Raw genomic sequence first — 11,848 nt, forward strand, 5'->3', positions numbered from 1 at the left:
GTGTTCCCCCTCTCGATAGCGCCCCCCTCCGTCAGGCCTTCGGCCTGCCACCTCTCCTGCAAGGGGAGGAAAGAGAAAGGGGTGGCTGCCGCAGCACCCGCCCCCCTTCCATCACGCCGCGCGCGATTGTTCGTCGAGCGTGGGATAGTCGATATAACCCTCGGGTCCCTGGCTGTACCAGGTCGCCATGTCGCTCTGATTCAGCGGCGCACCAGTGCGCAGCCGTTCGGGCAGATCCGGATTCGCCAGGAAGGTCCGACCGAACGCGATCGCATCCGCCACGCCCGAGTCGAGCGCGGCTTGCGCCTTTTCCCGGCTGTCGAAATCGCTGTTGAGGATCAGCGGCCCCTGGAACACTTCACGAATCTGCGGCGACAGCTTGGGCACGTCGGTGTGGCCATAGGTGCCGTCCGGCCCGATCTCACGCAGTTCGAGGAAGGCGATTCCCAGGTCCGACAGCATCTTGGCGGCGGGCACGAAGACCGAGGCCGGATCGCTGTCGTCCACCCCCTGGCTGTCGCCATTGGGCGAAAGGCGGACGCCGACGCGCTCCTTGCCGGCGACCGAAATCACCCGCTCGGTGATCTCGCGGAGCAGGCGGATGCGGTTCTCGGGCGAGCCGCCATATTCATCCTCGCGGAAATTGGCGTTGTCGCGCAGGAATTCGTCGATCAGATAGCCATTGGCGGCGTGGATCTGCACGCCGTCGAACCCGGCGGCGAGCGCATTGCGGGTCGCCAGTTCGTAATCATCGAGCAGACGCGGGATTTCCGACAGTTCGAGCGGCCGCGCCGTCTCGAAATCCTGCTTGCCCTCATAGGTATGCGCCTGACCCTCGGTCCGCGTCGCCGAGGACGAAACCGGCTGCATCCCCGTCACCGAGCTGTGCACCTGCCGGCCCATATGCCAGAGTTGGGCGACGATGCGGCCACCGGCCTTGTGCACGGCGTCGGTCACCGGCTTCCAATGTTCGACCTGCTCGTCGGTCCACAGGCCCGGCGCATAGGGCCAGCCCAGCCCTTCGCGGCTGATGCCGGTGGCCTCCGAGATGATGAGACCCGCACTGGCGCGTTGGGCATAATATTGCGCCATGATCGGCGTCGGCACCGCCTCGCGGGTCGCCCGGGCGCGAGTGAGCGGCGCCATGAGGATACGGTTAGGGGCGTGAATGGCGCCCAGATCGATGGGATCGAATAACGTCGGCATCAAAATGCAATCCTTTTGCGGCCTTTCCGGCCTGACGCAACGCAGATAGGGCGTTAAGGGAGCCCATGCCCGTGTCCCGCCCCCCAAGAAAAAGTGAACGCGTTGAAAGCGATAGTCTTTCGGACCGCGCCGGGCCGAATACGACGCCGCCGCTGGCCTTTGTCGCGGTCATCATCGCCAATGTCGCGCTCGCCTTTGGGCCGCTCCTGGTACGCATGGCGGATACCGGGCCGGTCGCCTCCGCCTTCTGGCGCATCACCCTTGCCGCGCCGATGCTGGCCCTGGTCGCGCTGATCGGCCCCGCGCGGCCCCGCGCCCCGGGCAAGGGGCAGGCGGGGCTCTGGGCACTGCTGCTGATCGGCGGCGTCGCCTTTGCCGGCGATCTCGGCACCTGGCATATTGGCATCCGTCAGACGACCATGGCCAACGCCACGCTGTTCGGCAATTCGGCGACCTTCATCTTCCCGCTCTACGGCTTTCTCGTCGCGCGCGCCTGGCCGTCGCGCAGCCAGGGGATCGCGCTGATCCTGGCGGCGGTGGGGGCCGGGTTGCTGATGGGCCGCTCCTATCAGGTCGATCCGCGCCATCTGGTCGGCGATCTGATGTGCGTGCTGGCGGGGCTGCTCTACGCGGTCTATTTCATCCTGATGTCGCGGGTTCGCGCCACCATGCCGCCGGTCCCGGCGCTCGCCTGGTCGACGGTGGCCAGCATCCTGCCCCTGCTCGTCTTCGCGGTCGCGCTGGGCGAGCGGGTCTGGCCCGATCACTGGAGCGCGCTGATCCTGCTCGCGCTGGGGAGCCAGATCATCGGCCAGGGGTTGATGATCTATGCGCTGGGGCTGCTCAGCCCGCTGGTCATCGGCCTGGCGCTGCTGGTGCAGCCGATGGTCGCGACGGCGATCGGCTGGATCGTCTATGGCGAGACGCTGGCCTTGCCCGATCTGGTCGGCGTGGCGATGGTGGCGACCGCATTGGTGCTGGTACGGCGCGGATCGCCCAAGACGGTTGCCAAGCCCGGCGACATGGAAGACGGACGAGAGACGCGATAAGATGACCGAGGTGGCGATGACCGATGTTCACGACCTGACTCTCGACGAGGTGCGCGTCGCGCTGGCCGACGGCATCGCGTCCAACGCCGCGTTCGACGGTTGGGGCGACGAGGCGCGCGACATGGCGGCCGACGCGGCGGGCATCGACCGCGATATCGCGCGACTCGCGTTCAAGGACGGGCCGGTTGCGATGATCGACGCTTGGTTTGGGGCGATCGATGCCGCGATGGTCGCGGCGGTACCGCGCGAACAGGCCGCCGCGATGAAGATCCGCCAGCGCATCACCGCGCTGGTCGAGGCACGGCTGGAGGCGCTCTCCCCCAATCGCGAAGCCCTGCGCCGCGCGCTGACCATCCTCGCCATGCCGCAAAATGCCGCAAGCGGCGCGCGACTCGGGTGGCGGACGGTCGATACGATCTGGGCGCAGGCGGGCGATACCGCGACCGATTACAACCACTATACCAAGCGCGCGACGCTCTTCGCGGTCTATGCCGCGACCATCGCCGCCTTCCTGAACGACGAGAGCGAAGGGCATGCCGATACCAGCGCCTTCCTCGCCCGCCGGATCGAGGGGATCATGCGGTTCGAGAAATGGAAGGCGGGCGTGGTCAAGCGCGGTGAGAATATGCCTAGCCTGTCAAGGTTTATCGGGCGGTTGCGGTATCCTGCGGTGTGAGTCGGTTTGGGGTTAATGGATTCCCTTGGCCTTCGACTTCGCTCAGGCTGAACGGCGCGGGGGAATGGCTGAACGGCGCGGGAAATAGGTCTGGATACCAACCTCCGTTCAGTCTGAGCGAAGTCGAAGCCCACGCCCCCAAACCTCACACCCATTTCATCAACGGGTAATTGATAATCAATCGCACCGGGGTTATGTAGGCTGCATGGCGATGTTGAGCAGTCTCGAAACCCTTCCCCGCCGGCAACCGGCGACCGTGGCCGCGATCGACTGGACCCAGTTGGCTTTGCCCGAGGCGCGTCGCTTGCGCGAACTGGGCTTTGACGAAGGTGTGGGGGTCGAGGTGCTGCATCGGGCGACGCTGGGCGGTGGCCCGATCGCCTGCCGGATCGGCCGGATGACCGTGGCGCTGCGCCGCCGGGTCGCTGCCTCGATCCGCGTCGCGCCGGGTGCTTGAAACCCGGCCTTCTCCCATGCCCATCGCCATCTGATGAACGCCGCACCGCTGGTTGCGCTCGTCGGCAATCCCAATGCCGGCAAAAGTGCCCTGTTCAACGCGCTGACCGGCGCGCGGCAGAAGGTGGGCAATTATCCCGGCGTCACCGTCGAGCGGCATTCGGGTCGGCTGGTGCTCGACGATGGCCGCCCGGTCGAGCTGGTCGACCTCCCCGGCGCTTATAGCCTCGATCCCGGCAGCCTCGACGAGCAGGTCACGCGCAACGTCGTGATGGGATCGCAGGCGGGCGAGCGCCGGCCCGACGCATTGGTCGTGGTCGTCGATGCCGCCAATCTCGACAATCACCTCCGCTTCGCCTTGCAACTCATCGCGCTGGGCCTGCCGGTCGTCATCGCGCTCAACATGGTCGATCTGGCCGAGCGGGACGGGCTGACGCTCGATCCGGAAGTTCTGTCGCGCGAACTGGGGGTGACGGTCATCCCCACCGTTGCAGTGCGCCGTCGCGGGCTCGATACGCTCAAGGCCGAGATCGATCGGCTGGTCACGCAGGGCCGCGCCCAGCCTGTGACCGCCGCCGAACGAATCGACGATATCGTCACCCTGCAACGCCGCGCGCGCCAGTTGGCCGCCGCCGCGACCGTGTCGGAAACGCCGACCCGCCGCTGGACGCATATGCTCGACTCGGTCGCGTTGCATCCCATCGCGGGGCCGGTCCTGCTGGTCGCGCTCCTTTTCGTCATGTTCCAGGCGGTCTTTGCCTGGTCCGAAGCGCCGATCGGCTGGATCGAGCAGGGCTTTGTCTGGCTGGAGGCGCAAGTGGGTGCCTTCCTGCCCGAAGGCTGGTTCCGGAGCCTGATCACCGACGGCTTGATCGCCGGGGTCGGCGCGGTCATCGTCTTCCTGCCGCAGATCCTGATCCTGTTCCTGTTCATCCTGGTGCTGGAGGCGACCGGATACATGGTCCGCGCCGCCTTCCTGATGGACCGGCTGATGGCGCAGGTGGGGCTCTCGGGCCGCGCCTTCATTCCGCTCCTCTCCTCCTTCGCCTGCGCGGTGCCGGGCATCATGGCGACGCGGACGATCGATGACGAGAAGGACCGGCTGACCACCATCTTGATCGCGCCGCTGATGACCTGTTCGGCGCGGCTGCCCGTCTATACGATCATCATCGGCGCCTTCATTCCCGATCGGCAGGTGCTGCCTTTCGTCGGACTTCAGGGGCTGGTGCTGCTGGGGCTCTACCTGATGGGCATCGTCGGCGCGTTCGTCGCCGCCCTGCTGCTGCGTCGCACCGTCACCAAGGGCGCCTCGTCGGGCTTCATGATGGAGATGCCCAAATATCAGTGGCCGCATATCCGCGACGTGGTGCTGGGCCTGTGGAGCCGTGCGCTGATCTTCCTCAAGCGCGCCGGCACCACCATCGCGCTGACCACCGTCATCCTCTGGGCGCTGCTGTCCTTCCCCAAGCCGCCGGAAGGATCGGGTATCTCACCGGTGAATTATTCGATCGCCGGGCGGATCGCCAACGGGATCGAGGTCGTGGTTCGCCCCATCGGCTTCAACCGCGACATCGCGCTCGCGCTCGTCCCCGCCATGGCGGCGCGCGAGGTGGCGGTGGCCGCGATCGGCACCGTCTATGCCATCGACGATACCGAGCATGAAGGCGGTCAGAAGGCGATGACCGAGAAGCTCAAGCGCAACTGGTCGCTGCCCACCGCACTCGCTTTCCTGATGTGGTTCGTCTTCGCGCCCCAGTGCATTTCGACGATCGCGGTGACGCGGCGCGAAACCAATGGCTGGAAGTGGCCCGCCTTCATGGTGGCGTACTTGTTCATCACGGCCTATGTGATGGCAGGCATAACATATTGGGTGGCCGTTTTCGCCGGCCTCTAGAACACATACGGGACTGATACATGGCGGGCAGCGTCAACAAGGTGATTCTCGTCGGCAATCTGGGACGCGATCCCGAGAGCCGCTCCTTCCAGAATGGCGGCAAGGTGGTCGAGCTGCGCATCGCCACGTCCGAATCGTGGAAGGACCGCAACAGCGGCGAGCGCAAGGAAAAGACCGAGTGGCACACGGTCAAGATCTTCAACGAAGGTCTGGCCAATGTCGCCGAGCGCTTCCTGCGCAAGGGCTCGAAAGTCTATATCGAGGGCGCGCTGACCACCCGCAAATGGCAGGACCAGCAGGGTAACGACCGCTATTCGACCGAAGTGACGCTGCAGGGCTTCAACTCGGTGCTGACCATGCTCGACGGCCCCGGCGGCGGTCAGGGCGGCGGTGGCCGTGGCGGCAGCGACTTCGGTGGCGGCGATGATTTCGGCGGCGGCGACTTTGGTGGCGGATCGAGCGGCTATGGCGGCGGCGGTGGCGCCTCGGCCGGCGGTTATGGCGGCGGGTCGCGTGGCGGCTCGGCTCCGTCGGGCGGCGGGAGCCAGAATGGGAACGGGGGCAACCGTGGCGGGTTCGGACAGGGCGGCGGCTTCGCCGACGATCTGGATGACGACGTGCCCTTCTGATCGGGCATAACCGATTCCAGGGGGTGGAATGCTGATCACGGAGGTTGAGGACAGGATGGCGACCGGCCAGGCAGATGGGACGATCGCATGCCCATTGGCGGTGTCGGAGCCGGAGCGCGCCGAAGTCATCCAGGCCTATGACCTGGCCGGCTATCGCGAGGATGGTGGGCTCGACGACCTGGCCTCTTTCGCCGCCGAACTGTGCCAGACCGAGGTGGCGCTGGTCAGCCTGGTCGAGGAAGCGCGCCAACGCTTCCTGGCCGCGGTCGGCTTCGACCAGCCGGAAACGGCACGCGACACCTCTTTCTGCGCCCATGCCATGCTCGGCGACGAGCCGGTCATGGTCATTCCCGATGCGCAGCTTGATCCGCGTTTCGCACCCATGTCGCTGGTCGCCGGGCCGCCGCATATCCGCTTCTATGCCGGCGCTCGGCTGATCTCGCGCGAGGGCGTGCCGCTCGGGGCCATCTGCGTCATCTCCGGCACGCCCCGCCCCGAAGGGCTCACCGATTTCCAGCGGCGAGGGCTGGAGGTGCTGGCCACCGCGGTCATGGGCCGGTTGCAGGACCGCCGCGCGCGGCTGGAGCATGTTCAGGCCGTCGAAGCGTCCGAGGCGCGCGTCGCCGATAGCGAGCAGCGGTTCCGCACCCTGGCCGACACCATGCCGCAGATGGTGTGGTCGACCCTGCCCGACGGTTTCCACGATTATTACAACGCCCGCTGGTACGACTTCACCGGCATGCCCGAGGGGTCGACCGATGGCGAGGCGTGGAACGGCATGTTCCATCCCGACGATCAGGAACGTGCCTGGGCCCGGTGGCGGCACAGCCTGGCCACGGGCGATCCCTATCAGATCGAATATCGCCTGCGGCACCGCGATGGCACCTATCGCTGGGTCTTGGGCCGCGCCCTGCCGATCCGCGATGCGGCGGGGCAGATCACCCGCTGGTTCGGCACCTGCACCGACATCCATGAGCAGAAGCTGGCATTGGAAGAGCGCGAGATCGTCAGCCAGGAACTGAGCCACCGGATCAAGAATATCTTCGCGGTGATTTCCGGCCTGATCGCCTTTGCCGCACGCAACAATCCGGCCTTTGCCGGCATCGCCAGCGACCTGCGCGACCGGATCATGGCACTGGGTCGCGCGCACGACTTCGTCCGGCCGCACAGCCCGCAATCCCGCCCCAAGGCGCAGCAGGATAGCCTGCACGGATTGCTGAGCGATTTGTTCGATCCCTATCGCCAGGACAATGCGCCGCGATTCCTTCTGTCGGGCGACGATGTCCGCGTCGATGATCGTTCGGCGACGCCTCTCGCGCTGCTGTTCCACGAACTGGCGACCAATGCCGCCAAATATGGTGCGCTGTCGGTGATGACCGGCGCGGTCGAATTGCAGACCGAACAGCATGGCGAGACGGTTCGCATCTATTGGCGCGAGCGGGGCGGCCCGACCGTCGCGACGCCGCCCGAGCGGGCGGGCTTCGGCTCACAACTGGTCGAATTGTCGGCGGTCCGTCAACTGGGGGGACAGGTCACGCGCGAATGGCGGCCAGAGGGGCTGGAGATCACGATCGACGTGCCGCTGGCATCCTTTAGCCGGCCGGTTGGAACTGGCCCCGGGCGTTAGACGAAAGCGTCACATCGGGGGTCAGGCGGTCGCACCCAGCGGAATGACGTCCGCGCAAGCCAGCGTTTCATCGCCGGTGGCCAGCGCCGCAGCAGCCAGGATCGACTTTTCGCTGAACGGCTTGCGGATATAGCCCAGCGCCTGGATATCGGTGGCGATCTGCGAGGGGTTGGCGGTCACGAACACGACCTTGACACCATAATCCTGGACGATCCGCCGAGCGATCTCGGGCCCCGTCGCCCCGTCACGCAGATTGACGTCGACAAAGGCGAATGCGCATCCCGGTGCGACTTCCAGGGCGGTACGGCTGTCGGCCGCGATTCCCGCCACTTGGTAACCTGCATCAGTCAGAATGCGCTCGAGATCGAGGGCGACGAAAATCTCGTCTTCCACGATCAGGGCGGTTGGGCTCATGTCAGATTCCTGTCACTTTCCGCACCAACATCTTGATCCAGATAAAGTTCCTCAAATGTTGTCATTTCACCGACGTAATAGAAAAACAGCATGTTCGGCGCGGAAATTGGCCGCCGCCGCGCTGGTCGGACGGCCGCGTGACAGGAACCAACTGCCCTCGACGGTGATCCGCCGTTCACGAACGAAGGCGCGAAAATCGTCGATCGTGACATGGTGGATGTTGGGCGTGTCATACCATTGTTCGGGCAGCAATTTCGTCACCGGCATCCGCCCGCCCCAGAGCAGCGACAGGCGCACCCGCCAATGCGCGAAATTGGGGAAGGAGACGAAAGCGCGCTGACCGATGCGCAGCAGATGGTCGAGCACTTGGTCGGGCGCGCGCGCGGTCTGCAGCGTCTGGCTGAGGATCGCATAGTCGAACCCCTTGTCGGGATAGCCGGCCAGATCGACATCGGCATCGCCCTGCACCACCGCCAGCCCGCGCGCGACGGCCGAGGCGACATTGGCCGGATCGATCTCCAGCCCGCGCGCATCCACCCCCGCCTTGTCGCGCAGCGCCGCCATCAACTGCCCGTCGCCGCAGCCGACATCCAGCACGCGGGCGCCGCGTGCGACATGGTTGGCGATGATCGCCAGATCGGGGCGTAGTGCCTCGCTCATGGCTCGGCCCGCAGGAAGCCGTCGATCACCCGGTTCATCTCGGGCGCTTCGAGCAGGAAGGCGTCATGGCCATAGGGGCTGGACAGCTCGACGAAACTCGCCGCCGCGCCGGCCGCGTTGAGCGCCTGCACCACGGCCCGCGACTCGGCGGTGGGATAAAGCCAGTCAGTGTCGAAGCTGACGAGGCAGAAGCGGGTCTTCGTGCCCCGGAACGCACTGGCGAGCAGCCCGCCATGCTCCTCGGCCAGATCGAAATAATCGAGCGCGCGGGTGATGTAGAGATACGAGTTGGCGTCGAACCGGTCGACGAAGCTCAACCCCTGATGCCGCAAATAGCTTTCGACCTGAAAGTCCGCATCGAAGCCGAAGCTCTTGGCCCCATCCGGGCGGTCGGGCCGTGCCTGCAGCCGCCGCCCGAATTTCTCGGTCAGCCCGGCCTCGGACAGATAGGTGATGTGCGCCGCCATGCGCGCGACCGCGAGGCCCGCCGCAGGAGGATCGTTCGACTCGTAATAGGCGCCACCGCGCCATTTCGGGTCGGCCATGATCGCCTGGCGCCCGACCTCGTGGAACGCGATATTCTGCGCCGAATGCCGCGCGGTCGAGGCGACCATGACGCAGGCGCGCACCCGCTCGGGGAAGGTGGCGGCCCAGCTCAGCGCCTGCATGCCCCCCATCGATCCGCCGACCACCGCCTTCAACACGCCGACGCCCAGATGGTCGAGCAGCATCGCCTGCGCGCGCACCATGTCGCGGATGGTGATGACCGGAAAGCGCATCCCCCAGGGCTCGGCGGTCGAAGGATCGACCGTCGCCGGCCCAGACGATCCCATGCAGCTGCCGATGACGTTCGAGCAGATGATGAAATGCCGCGCCGGGTCGATCGGCTTGTCCTCACCCACCAACCGAGTCCACCAGCCGGGCTTGCCGGTGCGCGGATGGGGTGAGGCGACATGCTGGTCGCCGGTCAGCGCGTGGCAGATCAGGATGGCGTTGGAGCCATCCGCATTCAGCGTGCCATAGGTTTCATAGCCGATCTCGACCGGCGACAGCAGCGCACCGCCATCCAGCCGGAGGGGACCGGGCAGGACGATATGGCGCGACAGACCGAAACGCTGGTCGTCGCTATGGGATAAAGCGGAAACGGAAGCGGCCATGGAGTCCTATCCGCTAAGCCGCGATGCTTGGCAACGCAAGGGCGGGACCGCTATGGCGGGCCTCATGACCGAGCTTACCGCACCCGAACCGATCTCCTGGGTCAAGGCGATCGCGCCCTATGTCCCCGGCCGCGCGACGACCGATGACGGGCGCAAGGTCGCCAAACTCTCGTCCAACGAAAATCCGCTGGGCACCAGTGAGAAGGCGCGCGCCGCATTCGCCGCCGCCGCCAATAATCTGGAACGCTATCCGGATGCGGGCGCGACCGCGTTGCGCGAGGCGATCGGTGCCGTGCATGGGCTCGATCCCGCACGGATCATCTATGGCACCGGCTCAGACGAGATCCTCCATCTGGCGGCGGGTGCGTTCGCCGGGCCGGGGGATGAGATCATCCATGTCCGCTATGGCTTTGCGGTCTATGAGATCGCGACCCGGCGTGTGGGCGCCGAGCCGGTGGTGGTCGCCGACCATGACTATGCTACCGATGTCGACGCGATCCTGGCGGCGGTGACGGACAAGACCAAGGTCGTCTTCGTCGCCAATCCCAATAACCCGACCGGCACCTATGCGGGCGCAGGCGAGATCGCGCGGCTCCATGCGGGACTGCTGCCGCATGTCCTGCTCGTCCTCGACCAGGCCTATGCCGAATATCTGGCCGAGGGCGAGGATGATGGCGGCCTGACGCTGGCCGAGCAGGCGGGCAACGTGCTGGTCTCGCGCACTTTCTCCAAGATCCATGGCCTTGCCGCCGAGCGGATCGGCTGGGGCTATGCCGCCGCGCCCATCATCGACGCGCTCCACCGTATCCGCGCGCCGTTCAACGTAACCATCGCTGGGCAGAATGCCGCGATCGAGGCGATCCGCGACCGCAGCTTCGTCGCAGCGTCGCGCGCACATAATGCCAAATGGCTGGGCTGGTTCGAGGAGCAGATCGCCAGCCTCGGCAATGCGGGCCTGCGGTGCGTGCCGTCCAAGGCCAATTTCTCGCTGGTGCTGTTCGAAGGCGCCCTGACCGCCGAGCGGGCCTATCACGGCCTGATGGACGCTGGATATATCGTCCGCTGGCTGCCGAGCCAGGGGCTGGGCCATGGTCTGCGCATCACCATCGGCACCGAAGATGAGGTGAAGGGCGTCGTGGCTGCGCTCCGCGCCATGGTAGACGCAGCGTAATGCTGCCTTTCGCCCGGATCACCATCATCGGGCTCGGCCTGATCGGCTCCTCGGTGGCGCGCGCCGTGCGCAAGGCGATGCCGACCGCGCGGATCACCGCTTATGACGCCGACCGCCAAGTGCGCGAGACGGTACGCGCGCTCGATCTGGCCGATGATGTCGCCGACACGGCCGGTGCGAGCGTGATCGACGCCGACTTCGTCATCCTGTGCGTGCCGGTCGGCGCGATGGGCGCGGTCGCCGCCGAATTCGCCGACGACCTGCCCGAGGATGCGATCGTCTCCGACGTCGGCAGTTGCAAGGGTGCGGTCCTGACCGCGCTGACCGAGGCGCTGCCGGGCGCGACGATCATCCCGGCCCACCCTGTGGCGGGCACCGAGCGCAGCGGGCCGGAGGCGGGCTTTGCCACCTTGTTCCAGAAGCGCTGGTGCATCGTCACGCCGCCGGACGGCGCCGATGCCTTGGCGGTCGAGCGAGTCGCCGAATTCTGGCGACGGCTGGGCGCCGATGTCGAGTTGATGGCCCCCGATCATCATGACCGGGTGCTCGCCGTCACCAGCCATTTGCCGCACCTGATCGCCTACACGATCGTCGGCACCGCCAGCGACCTGGAGGAAGTAACCCAGTCCGAGGTCATCAAATATTCGGCGGGCGGCTTCCGCGACTTCACCCGCATCGCCGCCTCCGACCCGACCATGTGGCGCGACGTGTTCCTGACCAATCGCGAGGCGGTGCTGGAGATGCTGCAGCGATTCTCGGAGGATCTCAGCCAGCTTCAGCGCGCGATCCGCTGGGGCAAGGGCGACGAGCTGTTCGACCTGTTCAGCCGCACCCGCGCCATCCGCCGTTCGATCATCGACCAGGGCCAGGACGACGCGCGCGAGGATTTCGGGCGCAGCCACGCGGAAT

Annotated in this window: 12 protein-coding genes; 8 read left to right on the forward strand and 4 right to left on the reverse strand. The window is 66.3% G+C overall.

The annotated features are described in order from the left end of the window. Positions 1–111 precede the first annotated feature (111 nt). Complete coding sequence (locus SP6_RS09335) at positions 112–1,206, reverse strand: alkene reductase (protein ID WP_007405990.1); 1,095 nt, start codon at positions 1,204–1,206, stop codon at positions 112–114. A 65-nt stretch (positions 1,207–1,271) separates the two neighbouring features. Here SP6_RS09335 and SP6_RS09340 point away from each other — a divergent pair, with 65 nt between their 5' ends. From SP6_RS09340 to SP6_RS09365, 6 genes are all read left to right on the forward strand, one after another. Beyond that, positions 1,272–2,255 (forward strand): DMT family transporter, encoded by a 984-nt coding sequence (locus SP6_RS09340; RefSeq protein WP_007406034.1) that lies wholly within the window; start codon positions 1,272–1,274, stop codon positions 2,253–2,255. 16 nt (positions 2,256–2,271) lie between these two features. After that, positions 2,272–2,931 carry a COQ9 family protein gene (locus tag SP6_RS09345; RefSeq protein WP_232093303.1) on the forward strand — a complete coding sequence of 220 codons (660 nt, stop codon included), beginning with the start codon at positions 2,272–2,274 and terminating at the stop codon, positions 2,929–2,931. Between the two features lie 205 nt (positions 2,932–3,136). Further along, a complete protein-coding gene (locus tag SP6_RS09350) occupies positions 3,137–3,388 on the forward strand; it encodes a FeoA family protein (RefSeq protein WP_037569327.1) in 252 nt (83 codons plus the stop codon). A gap of 33 nt (positions 3,389–3,421) precedes the next feature. Continuing rightward, complete coding sequence (feoB, locus tag SP6_RS09355; protein ID WP_007406000.1) at positions 3,422–5,281, forward strand: ferrous iron transporter B; 1,860 nt, start codon at positions 3,422–3,424, stop codon at positions 5,279–5,281. 20 nt (positions 5,282–5,301) lie between these two features. After that, positions 5,302–5,910, forward strand: coding sequence for a single-stranded DNA-binding protein (gene ssb, locus SP6_RS09360; protein WP_007406030.1), 609 nt, complete (start codon positions 5,302–5,304; stop codon positions 5,908–5,910). A 55-nt stretch (positions 5,911–5,965) separates the two neighbouring features. After that, positions 5,966–7,537: a sensor histidine kinase gene (locus SP6_RS09365; protein WP_042468892.1), complete on the forward strand. Its 1,572-nt coding sequence runs from the start codon at positions 5,966–5,968 to the stop codon at positions 7,535–7,537. A gap of 21 nt (positions 7,538–7,558) precedes the next feature. Here SP6_RS09365 and SP6_RS09370 read toward each other — a convergent pair whose 3' ends face one another. The 3 genes from SP6_RS09370 to metX form a co-directional block, all read right to left on the reverse strand. Further along, on the reverse strand, positions 7,559–7,951 hold the full coding sequence (locus SP6_RS09370; protein WP_007406005.1) for a response regulator: 393 nt from the start codon (positions 7,949–7,951) through the stop codon (positions 7,559–7,561). A gap of 66 nt (positions 7,952–8,017) precedes the next feature. Then, the gene (metW, locus tag SP6_RS09375) at positions 8,018–8,611 is read right to left on the reverse strand and encodes a methionine biosynthesis protein MetW (protein WP_007406018.1); all 594 of its coding nucleotides are present in this window, start codon (positions 8,609–8,611) and stop codon (positions 8,018–8,020) included. After that, positions 8,608–9,768 (reverse strand): homoserine O-acetyltransferase MetX, encoded by a 1,161-nt coding sequence (gene metX, locus SP6_RS09380; RefSeq protein WP_007406032.1) that lies wholly within the window; start codon positions 9,766–9,768, stop codon positions 8,608–8,610. Before metX ends, metW begins: the two co-directional genes overlap by 4 nt. Before the next feature lie 64 nt (positions 9,769–9,832). Here metX and hisC point away from each other — a divergent pair, with 64 nt between their 5' ends. Further along, positions 9,833–10,939, forward strand: coding sequence for a histidinol-phosphate transaminase (gene hisC / locus SP6_RS09385; RefSeq protein ID WP_007405988.1), 1,107 nt, complete (start codon positions 9,833–9,835; stop codon positions 10,937–10,939). After that, positions 10,939–11,848: prephenate/arogenate dehydrogenase family protein (locus SP6_RS09390; RefSeq protein ID WP_007406025.1), on the forward strand; the 910-nt coding region annotated here is incomplete at its 3' end. The genes hisC and SP6_RS09390, both read left to right, overlap by 1 nt.

This window comes from Sphingomonas paucimobilis NBRC 13935, from assembly GCF_000739895.2.
GTDB lineage: Bacteria > Pseudomonadota > Alphaproteobacteria > Sphingomonadales > Sphingomonadaceae > Sphingomonas > Sphingomonas paucimobilis.